Source organism: Pseudahrensia aquimaris (assembly GCF_042676045.1).
In the GTDB taxonomy this organism is placed as follows: Bacteria; Pseudomonadota; Alphaproteobacteria; order Rhizobiales; family Rhizobiaceae; genus Pseudahrensia; species Pseudahrensia aquimaris.
Map to the genome: position 1 here is coordinate 24,662 of NZ_JBHTJV010000026.1, position 19,658 is coordinate 44,319.

Consider the following 19,658-nt stretch of genomic DNA (forward strand, 5'->3'; position numbering starts at 1 on the left):
TTTGGGCGTCAGCCAATGAACAAGCCTATCCAGCCGACCGTTCCCGAAATCGGCACGTCCGCACCATCGGAAAATGTCAACAGTGGGAAGCTGGTCGTGCGCGGCATGGTGCTGATGAGCTTCGCCATGTTGATTTTGCCCATGATGGACGGCATCGCCAAAGTGCTGTCGACTCAATACGATGTGACGCCGGGGCAGATCACCTTTGGGCGGTTTCTCGTACAGGCTGTGCTGTTGGGAAGCGTTCTAGCGCTGTTTTATGGCCGCGGCCGCATGGTGCCGAAGCACTGGGCAATCAATATTTTGCGCGGTGCCATTATGGGCTGCGCTGTGCTGATGTTTTTTACCGCTTTGCGCTACATGCCCATTGCGGACGCCATCGCTGTGTTCTTCGTTGAACCGTTTATTCTTACCATCATGTCGGTTGTCTTTCTGAAAGAGACTGTCGGTTGGCGGCGTACGGCGGCGGTGATCATGGGCTTCATCGGTGCATTGTTTATCATTCAGCCGAGTTATGATCTCTTTGGTCCCGTTTCACTGTTGCCCATTGGAACAGCATTTCTGTTCGCTACCTATCTTCTGATCACGCGTTTGTTTGCAGGCGATGATGATCCGGTCGCCATGCAGTTCATGGCTGGAATTGGCGGTGTGTTGGCTTTGAGCACGATCATGATTGCGGGAAATTTCTTCGGTATCGCCGATATTTCTGCGCCAGACATTCCCGAATTTGGTGTGCGTTGGGCGCTCATATTCGCCATCGGAGCCTTGGCGGCGGGAGGGCATTTGATGGTGGTTTGGGCGTTTCGATGGGCCAGCGCATCACTGCTGGCACCGTTTCAATACATCGAAATCGTGGGCGCGACGCTGATCGGTTTCTGGCTGTTCGGCGATTTTCCCGACGCGCTGAAATGGGTCGGCATCGCTATCATCGTCGGCTCCGGACTGTATCTGATTTTCCGAGAACGCTCGGTTCAATCGTCGTGAGCTAGAGCCTGTTGGCGTGCCAAGCGATGTGGTCTGCCATAAAGGTTGAGATGAAGAAATAGGAATGGTCATAGCCTTCCTGCATCCGCAGGGTGAGGTCAATTTCCGTGCCTTTGCAGGCGTCCTCGAACAGCCAGGGGCGCAGACCTTCTTCGAGAAACCCGTCCGCCGTTCCTTGGTCGATCAGGATTTCGGGGAAGCGAGCGCCACTCTCCACCAACAGGCAGGCATCGTAGTCTGCCCAGCTTTCAGGATTGTCGCCCAGATAGCGTGCAAAGGCACCTGAAGACCAATCCGCCGTGGTCGGCTGCACGATAGGCGCGAACGCTGAGCAGGACTTGAAACGGTCAGGATGTTTCAGCGCAATCGTCAGCGCCCCATGCCCTCCCATCGAATGGCCGAAAATACCTTGACGCGCCATGTCGGCGGGAAAGTGTTCCCCGACCAGTTTGGGCAATTCGGAGCTGATATAGGAATACATCCGGTAATTCTTGCGCCAAGGCTCAGCATTAGCATCAAGATAAAAACCGGCGCCGGAGCCGAATTGCCAATTGTCACCATCGTCCGGCACATCGTCGCCGCGCGGGCTTGTATCAGGGCAGACGATGATTACGCCGTGTTCGGCGGCGGCACGGCGGTATTCGCCTTTGTCCATCACGTTGGCATGGGTGCAGGTGAGGCCAGACAGATACCACAGAACCGGGCAGGGGCCGTCTGCTGCCTGCGGTGGCACATAGACCGCAAACGTCATCTCGCAGGCACACTCGTTCGATTCGTGGCTGTAAACGCCCTGAACGCCGCCAAAAGCTTTGGCTTCGGATATCGTTTTCATGGATTTTCCTTCTTATCCGCCGCTTTGGCGGCAGTAGCGATTTTGTCGAGCGACTGCAGAAACTGCGAACGGTCACGGTCTGTGAAGGCACGATGTTTGGTCTGGCCCTGCGTTGCCTCGCGGATGTGCTGGTTCAATTCCCGCATCGCCAGCGCCATTCCGATGGAATCGATATCAAACACCTTTCCCGAAGGTCCAATCGCATGGCCGCCTTGCTCCAATGTGCGGGCGGCCAGCGGTATGTCTTGCGTAACAACGATATCATTGCGCTCCACACGCTCCGCTATCCAGTCGTCGGCAACGTCCGGCCCGGCGGGCACGGTGACAGTGGTGACAAGCGGATCGCGTGATGGGCGCATACCACCATTGGAGACGATGAACGTGTGCAACCCATAGCGCGCCGCCACTTTCAGCGTCTCGTCTTTAACGGGGCAGGCATCAGCGTCGATAAAGATGTTCACGGGCTTGGCTTAAAACTCCACCACCGCGCGGATCGATTTGCCCTCGTGCATGAGATCAAAGCCCTTGTTGATGTCTTCCAGCGGCATTTTGTGGGTGATCATGGGATCAATCTCGATTTTGCCGTCCATGTACCAATCAACGATCTGCGGAACGTCCGTTCGCCCGCGTGCACCGCCAAACGCTGTGCCGCGCCATGAGCGGCCCGTGACGAGCTGGAAGGGGCGCGTGGATATTTCCTGGCCCGCGCCAGCCACGCCGATGATGATCGATTCACCCCAGCCCTTGTGGGCGCATTCGAGAGCCACGCGCATGACTTTGGTGTTGCCGATACACTCGAAGGAATAATCCGCACCGCCGCCAGTCATTTCCACCAGCGCATCCACTTGCTCCTGATGTTCCATGCCTTTGGGGTTCAGAAAATGAGTCATGCCGAATTTTTCGCCCCATTCCTTTTTGTCATCGTTGAGATCAACGCCGACAATCTTGTTGGCTCCGATGAGCCGCAGTCCCTGAATGACGTTGAGGCCGATACCGCCAAGGCCGAAGACAACCGCATTGCAGCCCGGTTCAGCCTTTGCGGTGTTGATGACTGCGCCGATGCCCGTGGTGACGCCGCAGCCGATGTAGCAAATCTTGTCGAAGGGCGCGTCCTCGCGCACCTTGGCAAGCGCGATTTCCGGCAGGACCGTGAAATTAGCGAAGGTGGACGTGCCCATATAGTGAAACACGGGCTTGCCATCGAGCGTAAACCGGCTCGTGCCGTCCGGCATGAGCCCCGCGCCTTGGGTGGTGCGGATGGCCTGGCACAGGTTGGTTTTGGGATTGAGGCAATAATCGCACTCGCGGCACTCTGGTGTGTAGAGCGGGATAACGTGATCGCCTTTTTTCAAAGATTTCACGCCCGGTCCAACATCCACCACGACGCCTGCGCCTTCATGGCCGAGAATAGCCGGGAAAATGCCTTCAGGGTCTGCGCCAGACCGGGTGAATTCGTCGGTATGGCAAATGCCAGTGGCCTTGATTTCCACCAACACTTCGCCCGCTTTCGGGCCTTCCAATTGAACTGTGGCTATCTCCAGCGGCTTGCCCGCCTGGATCGCGACTGCTGCTCTGACGTCCATATTGTTTCCCCTCGATTCATCGAAATGTAATGCGAGTGTGCAAACCGTAATGCGTGAAAGCAAGGACCAAATCGGTCGATTGACTCTCGGTTAACCAATCCCTTTTGCACTATCTCAATTTGTCTCCAACAAAGTGTCACTCGCTTCACCATGAGTGAGCGCACGATTGGAGATGCAAAGGTTTGATGCATGAGGCTTTGACATTGCTGGCGCAACGCGGCTGCGTGCAAACGCAGGATGTCGAACATTTGCAGACCACCGTCTTTCCCACTGGACTACAGAGCCGCGATGACGCGGAAATGCTTTTGGCGCTTGATCTCGCGTTGCCGGAAAGCTGTGAGGCTTGGCAAGACTATCTCATTTCCGCCATCGCCGAATTTGTGACCCGCAATGGTGCGGTCACAGCGTCGGATGCTGATTGGCTGGCCGGTTGCGTTTCAAGAGGCGGGGTGATCGATGGCTTGATGCGGTTTGACCTGCTGTTCACCGTTATAGCCTACGGCGCATCTGTTCCGTTTTCGCTGTTGAAGCTCGCTCTCGACCAAGTGGCACTTGCCGCTTTGGAGAACAAAGGACCATTGGCAAACCTGCACGATGCCAAATCCAAGGCGCTATCTGAGCGTGAGGTTTCGCTAATCCGTGAATTGCTGATTGCAGCTGAATCCACTGATTGCCAAGCTCTTAGCCGCAGCGAGATGTCTTGGCTGCACAGGCTCAATCAGCGCAGCGATAACGCACACAACCATTCATCATGGAACGATCTGTTCGTGAAGGCGGCGGCGAACTACGTGTTGAATGCCCGTGCTGACCTGGCCCAACCCCGCAGCTTTGCACTTGCCCCTTCGCACGAAGCGAGCGATGTGGAAAACACGTGCCGCGGCACGCTGAAATCGCTGGAACGCATTGGTGAAACATGTGGCGGGAGCGAAGACATGATCCGCGTCGTCAACCGCTACAAGGAGCGCGGTCTGGAATCGGACAATGATGACGAGCAGCAATTGCTCGGCGCTTGCATTGATGGTCTTCAGTCGTTCACTTCGGTCGCCTAACCATCACCCGAACAGCAAAACGCCACCAACCCGTCAAGGCTGATGGCGCTATGAATGCCTTGCGCGTCTCTAGAAGAACTTACGCTTCCACCAGCCCTCTTTTTTCGGGCCATCGTCTTCTGTGTTGTCACCAGACTGAACATCCGATTCATTAGAACCTTCAGCAGAGGCGTTTTCCGCTTTCTGGTCATCCTCTTCCGTGCGGCGCCGTGTTGTGCGGCGGCGGCGGGTAGGGGTGGCGTCAGCCTCGGTCTCGACTTCACGTTCAGCCGGTGCTTCGGGCTCGCGCACTTCCGCTTCTGTGGAAACCGTGTCGGTCTCGTTGGAAGCGGCTGCCTCCGCAGGTTCCTCCTTCGGTGTCACCTTGCCTTGGCGGCTGGTGCGACGGCGGCGTGTGTTGGGCTTGTCATCCGAAGATGGCGTTTCATCGTCGCCTTTGGCGTTGTCGGACTGGGCTTCTTCCGGTGGTGTCGCTTCCGCTGTTGGCTGTTCAGCAACGGCTTCAGCATCGGCATCATCAGAATTGGATGAGCCGTTGTCTCCATTCGACTGGGCATCACCATCTTCGCTTTTCTTGCGGCGACGACGGCGGCGGCGTTTGCGGCCCTCGCCCTGCTGTTCGTCGCTGTCGCGCGCTGGTTGCTCGTGGCGCTCGGCTTTTGCCTCAACAGGCGTGCTTTCTGCCTCGGTCTCGCCTGTCTCCGGAACGATTGTATCCGGCTGCACAGCGCTTTCGGGCACTTCGCGGCGGTTGGCCAGCTCGCCGCGTTCAATCACGCAAGGCTCCAGCCCGATCGCGCTGTCAATTTCGATCTCAATGCTGACACCAAAACGGGCTTCGAGATCCGAGAGGTGCTCGCGCTTGTGGTTGAGCAGGTAGATCGCGCTGTCGGAGCGAACCTTGACGACTAGATTGTTCTTGTTGGACTTGTTCAACTGCTCTTCAACCGCACGCAAAATGCCCAGTACCACCGACGAAGCGGAGCGAACATGGCCCACGCCTTCACAGGTTGGGCAGACTTGCGTCGTGGATTCCAGCACGCTGGCGCGAATGCGCTGGCGGGACATTTCCATCAGGCCGAAATGGGAGATACGACCTACCTGAATGCGCGCGCGATCGTGTTTGAGCGCGTCTTTCAGGCGTTTCTCGACGGCACGGTTGTTGCGCCGGTCTTCCATGTCGATGAAGTCGATGACGATCAAACCGGCAAGATCGCGCAGACGCAGTTGGCGGGCAACTTCGTCGGCGGCCTCAAGGTTGGTCTGCGTGGCCGTGTCTTCAACTGAATGTTGGCGCGTCGAACGGCCGGAGTTCACGTCAATGGCGACGAGAGCCTCTGTCTGGTTGATGACAAGATAGCCGCCAGATTTCAGCGTCACTTGCGGCTGCAACATCGCATCCAGCTGAGCTTCAACGCCCATTTTGGCAAACAGTGGCACGCGGTCTTTATAAAGCTTCACGTTCTTCGCCTGATCGGGCATCAGCATCGTCATGAAGTCTTTGGCTTCGCGGTATCCCGCTTCGCCAGCGACCAGAATTTCGCTCGTGTCGCGGTCGTAAAGATCGCGGATAGAGCGCTTAATCAGGCTGCCTTCCTCGTAGGTAAGGCAAGGTGCGGTCGATTGCAGCGTGAGTGTGCGAACGTTTTCCCACAGGCGCATAAGGTATTCAAAATCGCGCTGCACCTCGGCTGCGTCCTGCGAAGCACCGGCGGTGCGCAGGATGACGCCCATGCCCTGCGGCACGTCGAGATCAGCGGCAATTGCCTTGAGGCGCTTGCGGTCGGCTGCATTGGTGATCTTGCGCGAAATGCCGCCGCCACGGGCAGTGTTTGGCATCAGCACGGAATAGCGACCCGCAAGTGACAGATACGTCGTCAGCGCTGCTCCCTTGTTGCCGCGTTCCTCTTTGACCACCTGCACCAGCAAAATTTGACGACGCTTGATAACTTCCTGAATTTTGTAGTGACGGCGTGGCGCACGGCGCTGCGGGACTTCTTCCAGCGCGTCGTCTGCTCCTACGGCCTCAACCGGCGAGTCATCATCGTCGCCGTTGTCATCGGAACCATTTTCTTGCTTTGCGCGCGAACGGCCACGGCCTCGACCGCGTCCACGACCTCTGCCACGTCCGCGGCGTGAAGTTGTGTTCTCGTCGTCGTCGGATGTTTCGCTCTCGTCGTCAGATGTTGCTTCGCCATCAACGTCTTCAGCAACTTCTTCTTTGGCTTTGCGCGAACGGCGAGCGCGTTTTGGCTTTTCTTCTTCTGTCGGTTCTTCTTCCTGGGCCTCGACTTCGGATTTTTCCTCAGCCTCAACATCAGCTTTTTTGCGGCGTGTGCGCTTCTTCGGCTTTTCAGCGTCTGCTTCTTCCGCTGTGGTTTCGTCAGGAGTTGCCTCGGCTTCGGCCTTTTTGGAACGACGTGCGCGCTTTTTCGGCTTTTCCTCAGTCTCGGTTGCTTCCGCAACCTCGTCTGTTGCTTCTACCTCTTTCGGTTCGGCCTTCTTGCGGCGGGTGCGTTTCTTGGGTGCTTCCTCTGCTTCGGGTTCTTCCGGTGCAGATTCTGCTGCCGCTGCTTCAGCAACTTTCTTCTTGCGCGGGCGCGACGTGCGGCGCTTGGGCGGCTCCTCGGCAGCGGGTTCGGAGACGACATCATCACCGTCATTGTCAGCGCCGATTTCGTCTTCGCTGTCGTCGGATTCCTCAATCTGTTCGACAGATGTTTCCTCTTCGGCAGCATCCGACTGTGTGTCTGCTTTTGCTTCTACAGTTTCGTCGCCGTTTTCATCGTCAGAAGACTTCCGGCGGCGTGAACGGCGTTTGCGTGCAGGTTTGGCTTCCGCCACATCTTCATCAGCTTCCGCATCGGCTTCAGCGTCGGCGTCTTCTTCCGCTTCCTTGGCTGCTGCGATGCGTGCGTCTTCGGCATCCGCTTCAATCAGTGCCTGACGGTCCGCTACGGGAATTTGATAATAGTCGGGATGGATCTCGCTAAACGCAAGAAAACCGTGGCGGTTGCCGCCGTAGTCTACAAAAGCGGCCTGAAGCGAAGGCTCCACGCGAGTCACTTTGGCGAGATAGATGTTTCCGCGAAGTTGGGTTTTGTGTTCCGATTCGAAATCGAATTCGTCAACACGGTTGCCGCGCACCATCGCAACCCGGGTTTCTTCCGGGTGGGCGGCGTCGATAAGCATTTTGTTGTTGGCCATTGAATTGACTTTCCGCAGCCCGCTTCACCACCGTCCACGCCGGCGCCAAATGATTGGGGCAGGGTGGGTAAATGGATTTGAAGGGACTGGCTGTTTTCAAAACCGAGGCGCAACTCGTTGCTGGGGTGGCACACGCGGTGCCGGTGTTTCCCAAAAGACCGAACATCAAACCGCCCCTTCTTCATACGCTGATGCGAAAAATGGCCCAGTCACAGCATTGCTGTTGGGCGAAAATATTTTCTTATCAGCGTGTTGAAGGCGGTTGTTCATGTCTTGTCCGAGCGCGTCGGTTGTCCTCGTTTAACGGCCGTTCCCGTATGGGGAAGGCCGGATGATGTTACGCCCTTTAAGGCGTGATCGCTTCTGCCGGAGCATTTGTGCGTTGGCTCGAAGCGCTGATATCGCAGCTGTGAGGCAAGTATCCCCTGGGCCGCAAATTCTCTGAGTGACCGACTTACGCTTTCCGTAATCACCGCCGACTCTTGGCCGCGATGCGCTCTCAGATGTGTTGTGTTCCCTCAAAAGGCGCCCGCCTGGACCCTCATTCGCACGCTTTTACGAAATTTTCCTGCGTGACTGGAAGAAATAAACAATCCTGAAACATACAAACCGAAAAACGCGTGCTCGCTGGAGCACCGTCATCACCTTTCCCATGTATGCTTCAAACGCATCCAAGACAAGCGAGAATTTGTGAAGGATGATTGAGATATGCTTTCACCGTGCGGGAATGTTGCAGCCGCCAACAGGCCGCAACCGTGAATAAAATATGGGAGCGTGGCGTTTCGCAGGGCTCAATTTTGCCGAAAAGTTACCCGACATTAACCATAACACGGCAATGGTACGGGCAGGAGCGCGTTGGACACACATTGCAACGCCTGACTGAACCTTCAACACCTACCAGAAGCCGAGAGAGATACGTTGCAACAACCAGTCAATCCGCTTTGGTTCGCTTGGCGATACGTGGTGCTGCCTTTCGGGGTGGTGGTAGTGCTATGGGCTTCCCTCTTGGGCGTCGGAATGGCGTTGGCGCAGGATGAGCAAGATGCAAAAGCAATGCCTCCTATCGCGTTTGCCGGTCGCATCGTCGGAAACGACGAGCGGTTTCGACTGATTGTTGATTTCGATAAGGATGTTAAGCGTGATGTGGTCGTTTTGGATAATCCGCGCCGGCTGATTATCGACATGGACGAAGTGGTGTTTTCGCTTGGCGAGCAGCTTACGAACTCACCTTCCTCGCTGGTTCGAGGAGTGCGGTTTGGGTCCATTGCGCCCGGTCGGTCACGCATTGTCGTTTCTCTCAACGAGCCAATTGAGATACGGCGGCAGTCTTTCGTCGAATTGAAAGAACAGGAGCGTCATCGGCTCATAATCGATTCTGTAGGCACCACCCAACAGCGGTTTGCTGCTATCGCCAAAGACGGGGAAGCCCGGCTGGCTCGCGGTGCGACAGCCTGGAAAGGGGATCGCGTTACAAGACCAAGGGGGCCGCGCAAGACCTTTAGGGTGGTTATTGACCCCGGCCACGGTGGTATTGATGGGGGCGCTACGGGACGGCACCAGTCGATTGAAAAAGAGATTACGTTGTCGTTTGCAAAGAAACTGCGCGACGAGTTAAGCGGAAACCCGCTAATCGAAGTTTTGTTGACCCGAGAGGAAGATACGTTCGTTAGCCTGCGCGAGCGCCTCAATTTCGCTCGTCGGCACAAGGCGCACCTTAAAATTTCGGTCCATGCAGATTCGTTGGGTCAGAAGAATATTCGCGGCGCAACTGTCTACACTCTGTCAGAAGAGGGATCCGATTCCCTATCGCGTGTGTTGGCCGCAAAACAGAATCGTGCAGACCTGGTGGCTGGTCTGTCTCTGCCCGAAGCGGAGAAGGGCACAACTGACATTCTAATTGACCTCACGCGGCGCGAAACGGAAGTGTTTTCACGTCAATTGGCGCATTTGTTGGTCAAGCATCTGAGAAAATCGGTTGAACTGATCAACAACCCAAACCGTTCAGCAGACTTTTTCGTTTTAAAAGCACCGGATGTCCCATCGGTCTTGCTGGAGTTAGGCTATTTGTCGAATGACCAAGACGAAAAGCTGATGCAATCGGTTGCGTGGCGCAGAAAAGCGGCAAAAAGCGTTGCAGACGCCATTGTCGATTTTCTGGAACCGCGTATGGAACAATGATGATGGCCGGTGCACAAATCCTTGACATTGTGGATGTTGCGTCTGTGCAACACCAATGCCAAAGCTGTCGCTGCGTCATTCCAGCGCCTCACTTGCACCCCATTAGGACTTACAAAAGGGCACAGTTTGGGCGAAGTTGGGCGCGGTTGTGCCCCGGAAAGACTAATTCATGATCTTGAGACTGTTCTCATACCTGTTTGGCATCGGCGCTGTTGCGGTTTTAATCGTGGCAGCGGTTGTTGCGCTTTACGTTGGCAAATTGACAAACGAATTGCCCGATTATGAAGTGCTGAACAATTATGAGCCGCCTGTCACAACGCGCATACATGCTGCCGATGGCGATCTGATGGCTGAGTATGCACGCGAGCGCCGTCTTTATCTTCCGGTGCAGGTCATTCCCGAAATCGTCAAATCAGCGTTCATTTCTGCGGAAGACAAACGCTTCTACGAGCATTCCGGAGTCGATTTTCGCGCTTTGGCTTCTGCTGTCTACGATGCGGTCCTATCCAAACTTTCCGGCAGTGATCGCCGCGCTCGTGGTGCTTCGGGAATTACGCAGCAGGTGGCGAAAAACTTCCTGCTTACATCCGATCGCACATTTGAGCGCAAGGCCAAGGAAATGCTGCTCGCACGCCGCATCGAGAGCGCCTATTCCAAAGACAAGATTCTAGAATTGTATCTCAACGAAATCAATTTCGGCTACGGCTCTTATGGCATTGCCGGTGCGGCCCTTGGCTATTTTGGCAAGACCGTCGGACAACTCAAGATTCATGAAATGGCATACCTCGCGGCGCTGCCGAAGGGGCCGAACAATTACCACCCGTTCCGCAACACCGAGGCTGCTATTGAGCGACGGAATTACGTGCTCGAACGGATGCATATCAATGGTTACATATCAAAACAGGAATACGAAGACGCCAAAGCGCTTCCTCTGGGCGTGAAGCCACGCTCGGCGAACGTTTATGTTGAATCGTCAGAATATTTCTCCGAGGAAGTGCGCCGCGAAATTATCGAACGCTATGGCACCGACACGCTTTACGAAGGCGGCCTGTCAGTGCGCAGCACGCTGAACCCCAAACTGCAAAAACTGGCCACTAAGGCCTTGAGCAAGGGTCTGATCAACTACGACCGCAAAACAGGCTATCACGGTCCGTTTGCCAAGATCGATATGGCGAACGACTGGGGTGAAGAGTTGGCAAAGGTTTCTTCCCTGCGGGACGTTCGTGATTGGGATGTGGCAGTTGTCCTGAGTGCTGCCGATGAGACCGTCACAATAGGTCTGAAGCCAGATCGACTGCCCAGTGGTCGTATCGCGGAAGAGCGCGATGAGGCCACTTTGGAACTCGCAGACATGGAGTGGGCAAAGAAGGTCAATCTGAAAGGCGAGCCTTCACGCAACGCAAAAACCGCGGACGAAATCTTCACGCCGGGCGATGTCGTGCTGGTATCCAAAAAGGCGAGTGGTGGCTACAAGCTCGAGCAGGTGCCTGAAGTTGGTGGCGCTCTTGTCGCAATGGACCCTCACACAGGCCGCGTTTTGGCGATGGTTGGTGGCTTCTCGTTTGCCAACTCCCAGTTCAATCGCGCAACGCAGGCCAACCGCCAGCCGGGTTCAGCCTTCAAGCCGTTTGTTTATGCTGCGGCGCTTGATAATGGTTACACGCCGTCTTCGGTTGTTCTGGATGGTCCGATCAAGATCAATCAGGGCGGCACGCTGGGTATTTGGGAGCCCAAAAATTATTCCGGCAAATATGCCGGCCCGCAGACACTGCGTCTTGGCATCGAAAATTCGCGCAATCTGATGACCGTGCGCCTCGCCAACGACATGGGAATGCCGCTGGTTTCCGCTTACGCTCAACGCTTTGGCATTTACGACAAGCCCATTGCAGGCCTCGCGTCATCGCTCGGTTCTCGCGAGACCACGGTAATGAAAATGGTCGCGGCTTATTCGGTGCTGGCCAACGGCGGCAAACAGATCAAGCCTTCGCTTATCGACCGCATACAAGACCGTTACGGCAAAACGATATACAAGCACGACGAGCAGCTTTGCTCAGCCTGCGAAGCAAGCCAGTGGCGCAACCAGGAAGAACCGGAAATCATCGACACCCGCGAGCAGGTGCTTGATCCGATGACGGCCTATCAAATCACTTCAATGATGGAAGGTGTTGTCCAGCGTGGCACGGCCAAGAGCGTCTCAGAACTGGGCGTGCCAATCGCCGGTAAAACGGGCACCACCAACGAAGAGCGCGATGCATGGTTCGTTGGCTACTCGCCTGATCTGGTTGTGGGAGTCTTCGTCGGATATGATCGCCCAACGCCGATGGGCAAGGGCAATACGGGGGGCGGTTTGGCCGCGCCGATCTTTGTTGATTTCATGAAGGATGCGCTGAGTGAAACATCAGCCATCGACTTCCGTGTGCCAACCGGCGTCAAGCTCTATCCAATCGCTGTGAAGACTGGTCTGCTGGCAAAAGCTGGCAATCCCGGTGTCATTATGGAAGCCTTTAAGCCCGGCACGGAGCCGCCAAACCGCGCGACGGTTATCGGCTTTAAGACTGACATGCTGCGGGGCAAGCTACGCGCAACCAAAGCGGCTGAAGAGGCTGTGAAAAAGGGAACAGGTGGCCTTTTCTAGCCGACTTTAAGCGAACAGGCTTAAGCTGCATAGTCGATCCAGACCGGCACATGGTCGGACGGCTTTTCCCAATCGCGGACGAACTTATCGACCTCGCAACTGCGGAGTTTGGGCGAGGCTTCCGGCGACATGAGCAGATGATCAATCCGTATGCCGTGGTTCTTTGGCCAAGCACCTGCTTGATAATCCCAGAACGTATAGACACCCGGCGCATCTTCACAGGCGCGCAAAGCCTCTACGAAACCGAGATGGCACAGCGCGTCGAATTTTGATCGGCTTTCCGCGCGGAACAGCGCATCGCCCTCCCACGCTTTCGGATCATAGCAATCGTGCGGCTGGGGGATCACGTTGTAGTCACCGGCCAGAATGAGCGGCTCTTCCAGCGCCATCCGTTCAGTCGCCCATGCGTGAAGGCGGTCCATCCACGCCAGCTTGTAAGAAAACTTCTCGCTCTCGACCGGATTTCCGTTGGGAAGATACAGCGACACGACACGCAACGGACCTGATGGTGTTGAGAACAGCCCTTCGATAAACCTTGCCTGCTCATCGCTGTCATCGCCCGGCAGACCCCGATTGACCTCTTCGAACGGCAGTTTGGAAAGCAGGGCCACACCGTTGAAGCCCTTCTGGCCGTGTGTCTGGACGTTGTATCCCAGCGCCTCGATCTCCGCTCCGGGGAAGGCTTCGTCCACCGACTTGATTTCCTGCAAGCAGGCTATGTCCGGTGACGTCTGTTTCAGCCACTCAATCAGCACGTCATGGCGTGCCTTGATGCCGTTGATGTTCCATGTCGCGATTTTCATGAGACTCAGCTTTCCGAGCGTTCAGCCCATCCGGCGAAGATTTTCTCCAGAAAGACGACTATATAATAAAGCGCGATCCCGAGTATCGCCAACGCAATAAGCACGGCGAACATGAGCGGATAGTCCGCGTTGATCTTGCCGGAATCAAATAGGTGTCCAAGCCCTTTGCCGTGCGGCTCAACAATTTCCATCAGATTTGTGCCGATGAAAGCAAGCGTGACGGCAACTTTCAACGCACCAAAAAATTCTGGCAGCGTTTTCGGGAGGGCGATTTTGCGGAAAATCGTAAGACGGCTCGCACCGAGAGAGCGCAGGATATCGCGGTATTCCGGCTCAAGCGTCGACAATCCGATGGAGATGGAAACGGCAATAGGAAAGAAAGAGATCAAGAAGGCAATGAGCACCGTGTTGAAATCGTGCTGGCCGACAAACATCAACGCGATTACGGGAACGACAGTGGCTTTTGGAATCGCGTTGAAACCCACCAGCAGCGGATAAAGCCCCTCGCGGGCGATGCGCGAAAAGCCCATGACCATTCCTATGGCTAGACCGAAAACGACAGCAAGCAGCAGCCCGGCCACCGTGCGCCAGAGCGTCTCCCAGCCGTATTCGAGGAACAACCAACGGTATTGATAGAAAGACGGACCGAGGTCAGACGGTGAGGCCATTTTGTAGTTTGGCCAATCGTTGACCCAAACCAGCCATTCCCAAAAAGCCACAAAAAGCGCGATGGCAAACAGCGGAATGGCGATTTTGCGGAAAGTGTTCATGCAGCGACCTCATCGGAAGCGCGGCCCTGCGCGACTTGGATTTGGTGGCGCAGATCGGCCAGCATATCGACTGACTTCTTGGTGTAGAGGTCTTCCAGCGTTCGGTTGTCGCCAAGTTTCACATCCAGCACATATTGGGTGCGGGCAGGGCGGGCGGACAGCACAATCACTTGATCGGCCAAAAAGACGGATTCGCGCAGATCGTGGGTAATCAGCAGGCAGGTAAATTCTTCCTCACGGCGCAATTCGTGCATGATCTGCCACAAGTCTTCGCGGGTGAAGGCATCGAGAGCGCCGAAAGGTTCGTCCAAAATAAGCACCTCAGGACGGTGGACCAGCGACCGACAAAGCGAAGCGCGTTGGCGCATGCCGCCGGAGAGTTCCGACGGACGCTTGTCCTCAAAGCCTTCAAGCCCGACGAGCGCCAGCAGTTCGCGCGCACGGTCTTCTCGCTGCTTTTGGTTGAGCGATGTTTTCACGATTTCCAGCGGCAACAGCACATTGTCCAAAATGGTGCGCCACTCCAGCAGCACCGGGTTTTGGAAGGCCATGCCAACAGTTGAGCGCGGGGACTTTACAATGTTGCCACCAAGCCAGACTTCGCCCTCTTGCGGGATCATCAGGCCGGAGACGAGGCGGGTGAGTGTGGACTTGCCGCAACCGGATGGGCCGACAACAGCCACGAAACTGCCTTTCTCGATTTTAAGCGACAGCTTGTCGAGAACGTGGAGCGGGCCGGAATCGGTGTCGAAAGTGTGGCTGACGTCGCGCAGCTCAATATGAGATGTATTTTCCATCCTTGGAAATCAGGTCAAAGAAAAGGCGGGGTCAAGCCCCGCCTTTCCTGATCTGACTATTTCAACATCAAACTGCCGTCTGTCGGTAGATATTCGTCTGTATAGATCGCATCCAGCGATGGCTGGTTCTTGAACTCGTAGTTTTCGCCAATCTGAACCATGGCTTTTTCCATTCGTGCAGGGTCTATTTTGCCCATGCCGTTGGCCATCGTGTAGTCGGTGACCACGTTGGCGTCGATTGCGAGTTGCAAGCGCCGTTGTTCCAGCGCCACGTCCATTGCCGGATTGCGTTTGGCAATGGCTTCCGCGCCCATTTTCGGATCGGCAATCACATCTTTCCAGCCTTTGGCAACCGCACGCAGGAAGCCCGTGACCAACTCTTTGTTGGCGGCAGCAAACTCTGTGTTCACGATGATGGCATTGCCGTAGAGGCTCAGGCCGTTATCGGCCATCAGGATCACTTTGATATCGTCTTCCGGCACGCCGAGACGCACGAGGTTGAGATAGCTTGAGAACGAAAAGCCGGTGATCGCATCCACATTGCCCTCAGCCAGCATTGGCTCGCGGGTGGGGAAGCCAACCGGTTCCACCTTGATCTTGGACATATCCAGACCATTGGCTTTCGCAAATGCGGGGAACTGCGCCCAGGCGCCGTCCGGCGGCGGCGCGCCCAGTGTCTTGCCTTCGAGGTCTTTGACAGTTGACACACCCTGCGATGCGCGGCCCACGACTGCAAATGGTGGCTTGTCGTATACCATCATAACGGCTTTGACGGGCGCGGTCGGGTTCTGATCCAGAAATTTCACCAGACTGTTGATATCAGCAAAGCCGATCGGAAACGCGCCAGTGGCGACCTTTGGGATAGCGTCCAGAGAGCCTTTGCCTGCGGAGACTTCTACATCCAAACCTTCGGCAGCGAAGTGGCCGTTGTCGATGGCTGCAAAATAAGCGGCACTTGGGCCTTCAAATTTCCAGTCCAGCGCAAATGGCACTTTTTTGGAATGGCTGCCGGCAATGGCGCCGGAAGTCAGCGTGGCCGCGACAGCCAACGATAGAGCTAGTTTCTTCAGCATGGATGATTTCTCCAGTATCCCGCGTGTGTCGGGGATATAGGAAAGGAACCCTGACCAATTGACAAGGCATCATGCTGATAAAATTTAGGCAAACCGTCGCAGCGCACAATTTTTGTGCGATTTTCGCTTAAATCGAAAAACTGGTTCCGCAGCCGCAACTGGCTGTCGCGTTGGGGTTTTTGATCTGGAACGATTGGCCCATCAGATCGTCTACGAAGTCGATGACGGAATCTTCCATATATTCCAGCGAAATCGGGTCGATTACGACGGTTGCGCCCTCGGTGGCGATTACGATGTCATTTTCGGTTGTAGCGTCCACCAAATCGAATTTATACGAAAAGCCGGAACAACCCCCGCCTTCAACGGACACGCGCAGGGCTTTCTTACCCGGTTCACCCGACAAAATTTTCGCCACGCGCTTTGCGGCGGCTTGCGAAACCGAAACGCCTTTCGTGTCAATTGCTGTGTCAGCGGTTGTCATGAGCCTTGTCCTGTCGAGACGTTGAGGGAAAGCGAAGCATTTCGGCATCGCTTTGCTGCGATGAAGATGTAGGAAGCTGAAAGGGTAACGTCAATTGCGCAACACACGCTGGCTGGCAAGAAGCGGTCACTTCGCTTAAATCAGTGCACACACTGAGCTGAGGGAATCGCCACGCTATGCTCGATCCTGTTCTGACCGATTTGCGTCGAACCGCCGGGGGCAGGGCGCTTGCGCCCTATGCAGCCCAAGCGGACCTGTCGCGGGGGCGCTTGATCGACGAGCCTGCCAGCGCCACCCGCACCGATTTCCAGCGCGACCGCGACCGCATTATCCATTCTGACGCCTTCCGGCGCTTGAAACACAAAACACAGGTGTTCATTCAAGCGGATGGCGATCATTTTCGCACGCGGCTCACCCACACGATTGAGGTTGCGCAAATTGCACGCGCTCTGGCCCGAGCGCTCAAGGCCGACGAGGATCTCGCAGAAGCCTTGGCGCTGGTGCATGACTTTGGTCACACGCCGTTCGGTCATGCGGGTGAGCGAGTGCTGGAGAATAAGCTGAAAACCTTCGGCGGTTTCGAGCACAATGCCCAAAGCCTGCGCATCGTTACCCAACTGGAGCGCGGTTATGCAGGCTTTGATGGGCTGAACCTGACTTGGGAAACGCTGGAAGGCTTGGTGAAGCACAATGGCCCACTCACCGATGCCGATGGTGACGGACTTGATGGCCCTGTGCCTACGGCCATCGAAGCCTACAATACCAAGAGCGATCTGTGGCTGTGGTCGTGGCCATCGGTGGAGGCACAATGCGCGGCGATTGCAGACGACATTGCCTATAACAGTCATGATATTGATGACGCCCTGCGTGCGGGCCTGTTCATGCTCGATGACGTTGCTGAAGTTCCGTTATGCGCTGCAATATTAGAGAGTGTCAGAGCGCAGCATCCCGACCTTGAACCTTCGCGCATGCGTCACGAACTTGTCCGGCGGCAAATCACGTTGATGATTGAAGATGTTCTGCGCGAATCTCTCGGTCGTATAACGCAGAGTGGCGTTGATGATGCTGATGCAGTGCGTCGCCTGGACTATCCGCTGGTCAGCTTTTCCAGCGGCATGGCCCAACAGGAGCAGGAATTGAAAGCCTTTCTCTTCGCTCGCATGTATCGTGCCCCTTTGGTTATGGACCACGTGGAAAAGGCACAGAGCGTCGTGTCGGACCTTTTCGACCGCTATCTGGAAGATCCAAGCGCCATGCCCCAAACGCCTGAATGGCAGATGATTGGCCTCGATGATGCCGCTCAGGCTAATCTTGTGGCGGACTATATCGCCGGAATGACCGATCGTTATGCCTTGCGCGCCCATAGAAAACTGTTTCCTGAAAGCCCCGTGGCCCAAGCACTTCTAGACTAGAAAGCCCAAACCGTTTATCGGGCGCCAACACGCAATTATCGAGGCCCGGCAGCGCCGGAACCATAGAATTCGATGAACAATCTCTTTTCTGCCTTCGAGCAACGCATCAGAAAAATTGCGCAAGACGCAGATTTTGCCCGAGATATTGAGCTTGACCTATCGCGAGTGACTGTCGAGACGCCTCGCGACCCGTCCCATGGCCATTTTGCAACGAACGCTGCAATGGTTTTGTCCAAACAGGTTGGCAAAAATCCTCGTGAATTGGCGCAAGCCTTGGTTGAAGCGATCGTCGAGGAACCCAGCGTCATCAGCGCCGACATCGCTGGGCCAGGATTCATCAACATCCGTTTCGATGATGCCTATTGGAGCAACCATCTTGAAGTGATCCTCAAGGCTGGAAAATCGTATGGCGGTGGCGAAACAAGCAAGGGTGAGAAGGTCAATGTGGAATACGTTTCCGCAAACCCGACCGGCCCCATGCATGTGGGTCATTGCCGAGGCGCGGTGGTGGGCGACGCACTGGCCAATCTGCTGGCGTTTGCAGGCTACGACGTCACCCGCGAATACTACACCAACGATGCTGGCGGTCAGATCGAGGTTCTCGCCCGTTCCGTCTTCCTGAGATACCGCGAGGCGCTTGGCGAAGATATCGGGCCTATGCCGGAAGGGCTCTACCCTGGTGATTATCTGGTGCCGCTTGGCCAAAAGCTGGCCGAAGTTCACGGCGATGCACTTACCAAGATGGACGAGGACGAATGGCTGCCGCTGGTTAAGGACGCAGCCATCGACGCGATGATGGACCTCATCCGCGCAGACCTTGCCGCCCTTGGCGTTGAACATCAGGTCTTCTTTTCTGAACGCAGCCTGCATGAGACTGTTGGTAACAAGAGCAAAATCAGCGAAACCATAGCCACGTTGGAGGATATGGATCTCGTCTACAAAGGCACGCTGCCACCTCCCAAAGGTGCGGTGCCGGACGATTGGGAAGACCGGGAACAATTGCTGTTCCGCTCCACAAGCGTTGGCGACGATGTTGACCGTGCGCTGATGAAATCAAACGGCGAATACACCTACTTTGCCGCCGATATTGCCTATTTCCGCGATAAATTCGAACGCGGCTTCAGAGAGATGATTTTCATTTTGGGTGCCGATCATGGTGGCTACGTCAAGCGGATGGAGGCTTTGGGCCGGGCTATTTCCGGTGGCAAGGCGAAGGTTACCATTCGCTTGTGCCAATTGGTGAAGCTCTACCGCAACGGCGAGCCGTTCAAAATGTCGAAGCGGTCCGGCGACTTCGTCACACTGCGTGAAGTGGTCGATGAAGTGGGCCGCGATGCTGTTCGCTTCATGATGCTCTATCGCAAGAATGACGCGCCGCTGGATTTTGATTTTGCCAAGGTGACTGAGCAGTCAAAAGACAACCCTGTATTTTACGTTCAATACGCCCATGCCCGTGTGCGCTCTGTTTTTCGTCAGGCAAAATCGGACATGCCCGATCTCGACAGCAGCGACGCGGCAATCGCAAATGCCGATCTGTCACAACTGACGGACGAGGGTGAAGCGACGCTCATTCGAAAGATGGCGGAGTATCCGCGCATTATCGATGCCGCTGCCCGCGCACACGAACCTCACCGGCTGGCGTTTTACCTCTATGAACTGGCAAGCCTGCTCCATGCTCAATGGAACCGAGGCCGCGACGTTCCCGCCTTACGCTTTATTAACCAAGAAAATGCATCCTTGACACTTGCAAGACTGGCGCTCGTGAAAGCGGTGGCCGGTGTGCTTGCAAGTGGACTTGAGGTGATTGGCGTGGATGCGCCTGAAGAAATGCGGTGACGATACTGGTAATTTTGC

At 55.7% G+C, this 19,658-nt stretch carries 15 protein-coding genes; 6 read left to right on the forward strand and 9 right to left on the reverse strand.

Features of this window, described 5'->3' with window-relative positions:
- Nucleotides 1-15 precede the first annotated feature (15 nt).
- Nucleotides 16-984, forward strand: a complete 969-nt coding sequence (locus ACFQ14_RS15855; RefSeq protein WP_377213737.1) for a DMT family transporter — start codon at nt 16-18, stop codon at nt 982-984.
- A gap of 1 nt (nt 985) precedes the next feature.
- Here ACFQ14_RS15855 and fghA read toward each other — a convergent pair whose 3' ends face one another.
- From fghA to ACFQ14_RS15870, 3 genes are read right to left on the reverse strand one after another with little or no spacing between them, the layout of a single operon-like run.
- Nucleotides 986-1,816, reverse strand: coding sequence for an S-formylglutathione hydrolase (gene fghA / locus ACFQ14_RS15860; protein ID WP_377213738.1), 831 nt, complete (start codon nt 1,814-1,816; stop codon nt 986-988).
- Nucleotides 1,813-2,277, reverse strand: coding sequence for a YaiI/YqxD family protein (locus tag ACFQ14_RS15865; RefSeq protein WP_377213739.1), 465 nt, complete (start codon nt 2,275-2,277; stop codon nt 1,813-1,815). The genes fghA and ACFQ14_RS15865 overlap by 4 nt, the downstream gene beginning before the upstream one ends.
- A 9-nt stretch (nt 2,278-2,286) precedes the next feature.
- A complete protein-coding gene (locus tag ACFQ14_RS15870; protein ID WP_377213740.1) occupies nt 2,287-3,399 on the reverse strand; it encodes an S-(hydroxymethyl)glutathione dehydrogenase/class III alcohol dehydrogenase in 1,113 nt (370 codons plus the stop codon).
- A 185-nt stretch (nt 3,400-3,584) separates the two neighbouring features.
- On the opposite strand from ACFQ14_RS15870, the gene ACFQ14_RS15875 reads away from it, so the two are divergent.
- A complete protein-coding gene (locus ACFQ14_RS15875) occupies nt 3,585-4,448 on the forward strand; it encodes a hypothetical protein (protein WP_377213741.1) in 864 nt (287 codons plus the stop codon).
- Nucleotides 4,449-4,517: 69 nt separating this feature from the next.
- Here the strand turns inward: ACFQ14_RS15875 and ACFQ14_RS15880 are convergent, their stop codons facing one another.
- On the reverse strand, nt 4,518-7,655 hold the full coding sequence (locus ACFQ14_RS15880) for a ribonuclease E/G (RefSeq protein ID WP_377213742.1): 3,138 nt from the start codon (nt 7,653-7,655) through the stop codon (nt 4,518-4,520).
- Nucleotides 7,656-8,573: 918 nt separating this feature from the next.
- On the opposite strand from ACFQ14_RS15880, the gene ACFQ14_RS15885 reads away from it, so the two are divergent.
- Both ACFQ14_RS15885 and ACFQ14_RS15890 read left to right on the forward strand, forming a co-directional pair.
- Nucleotides 8,574-9,833, forward strand: coding sequence for an N-acetylmuramoyl-L-alanine amidase (locus ACFQ14_RS15885; protein WP_377213743.1), 1,260 nt, complete (start codon nt 8,574-8,576; stop codon nt 9,831-9,833).
- A gap of 172 nt (nt 9,834-10,005) precedes the next feature.
- Nucleotides 10,006-12,468, forward strand: a complete 2,463-nt coding sequence (locus ACFQ14_RS15890) for a penicillin-binding protein 1A (protein WP_377213959.1) — start codon at nt 10,006-10,008, stop codon at nt 12,466-12,468.
- 20 nt (nt 12,469-12,488) lie between these two features.
- Here ACFQ14_RS15890 and xth read toward each other — a convergent pair whose 3' ends face one another.
- The 5 genes from xth to erpA form a co-directional block, all read right to left on the reverse strand.
- Nucleotides 12,489-13,271 (reverse strand): exodeoxyribonuclease III, encoded by a 783-nt coding sequence (xth, locus tag ACFQ14_RS15895; protein ID WP_377213744.1) that lies wholly within the window; start codon nt 13,269-13,271, stop codon nt 12,489-12,491.
- Between the two features lie 5 nt (nt 13,272-13,276).
- Entirely contained in the window at nt 13,277-14,041 is a 765-nt protein-coding gene (locus tag ACFQ14_RS15900; protein ID WP_377213745.1) for an ABC transporter permease, read from the reverse strand.
- Nucleotides 14,038-14,838 (reverse strand): ABC transporter ATP-binding protein, encoded by an 801-nt coding sequence (locus ACFQ14_RS15905; RefSeq protein ID WP_377213746.1) that lies wholly within the window; start codon nt 14,836-14,838, stop codon nt 14,038-14,040. The genes ACFQ14_RS15900 and ACFQ14_RS15905 overlap by 4 nt, the downstream gene beginning before the upstream one ends.
- Nucleotides 14,839-14,894: 56 nt before the next feature.
- Nucleotides 14,895-15,911, reverse strand: coding sequence for an ABC transporter substrate-binding protein (locus tag ACFQ14_RS15910; protein ID WP_377213747.1), 1,017 nt, complete (start codon nt 15,909-15,911; stop codon nt 14,895-14,897).
- Nucleotides 15,912-16,038: 127 nt separating this feature from the next.
- Entirely contained in the window at nt 16,039-16,392 is a 354-nt protein-coding gene (gene erpA / locus ACFQ14_RS15915) for an iron-sulfur cluster insertion protein ErpA (protein ID WP_377213748.1), read from the reverse strand.
- Nucleotides 16,393-16,568: 176 nt separating this feature from the next.
- Here erpA and ACFQ14_RS15920 point away from each other — a divergent pair, with 176 nt between their 5' ends.
- Together ACFQ14_RS15920 and argS are read left to right on the forward strand one after the other, a co-directional pair.
- The gene (locus tag ACFQ14_RS15920) at nt 16,569-17,804 is read left to right on the forward strand and encodes a deoxyguanosinetriphosphate triphosphohydrolase (RefSeq protein ID WP_377213749.1); all 1,236 of its coding nucleotides are present in this window, start codon (nt 16,569-16,571) and stop codon (nt 17,802-17,804) included.
- Nucleotides 17,805-17,876: 72 nt separating this feature from the next.
- Entirely contained in the window at nt 17,877-19,640 is a 1,764-nt protein-coding gene (gene argS / locus ACFQ14_RS15925; RefSeq protein WP_377213750.1) for an arginine--tRNA ligase, read from the forward strand.
- The last annotated feature ends 18 nt before the right edge of the window (nt 19,641-19,658 follow it).

Coding starts and splice junctions, on each gene's coding strand:
- ACFQ14_RS15920 (WP_377213749.1), top strand. CDS start 16,569: ATGCTCGATCCTGTTCTGACCGATTTGCGTCGAACCGCCGGGGGCAGG.
- ACFQ14_RS15870 (WP_377213740.1), bottom strand. CDS start 3,399: ATGGACGTCAGAGCAGCAGTCGCGATCCAGGCGGGCAAGCCGCTGGAG.
- ACFQ14_RS15910 (WP_377213747.1), bottom strand. CDS start 15,911: ATGCTGAAGAAACTAGCTCTATCGTTGGCTGTCGCGGCCACGCTGACT.
- ACFQ14_RS15855 (WP_377213737.1), top strand. CDS start 16: ATGAACAAGCCTATCCAGCCGACCGTTCCCGAAATCGGCACGTCCGCA.
- ACFQ14_RS15880 (WP_377213742.1), bottom strand. CDS start 7,655: ATGGCCAACAACAAAATGCTTATCGACGCCGCCCACCCGGAAGAAACC.
- erpA (WP_377213748.1), bottom strand. CDS start 16,392: ATGACAACCGCTGACACAGCAATTGACACGAAAGGCGTTTCGGTTTCG.
- xth (WP_377213744.1), bottom strand. CDS start 13,271: ATGAAAATCGCGACATGGAACATCAACGGCATCAAGGCACGCCATGAC.
- ACFQ14_RS15900 (WP_377213745.1), bottom strand. CDS start 14,041: ATGAACACTTTCCGCAAAATCGCCATTCCGCTGTTTGCCATCGCGCTT.
- fghA (WP_377213738.1), bottom strand. CDS start 1,816: ATGAAAACGATATCCGAAGCCAAAGCTTTTGGCGGCGTTCAGGGCGTT.
- argS (WP_377213750.1), top strand. CDS start 17,877: ATGAACAATCTCTTTTCTGCCTTCGAGCAACGCATCAGAAAAATTGCG.
- ACFQ14_RS15905 (WP_377213746.1), bottom strand. CDS start 14,838: ATGGAAAATACATCTCATATTGAGCTGCGCGACGTCAGCCACACTTTC.
- ACFQ14_RS15875 (WP_377213741.1), top strand. CDS start 3,585: ATGCATGAGGCTTTGACATTGCTGGCGCAACGCGGCTGCGTGCAAACG.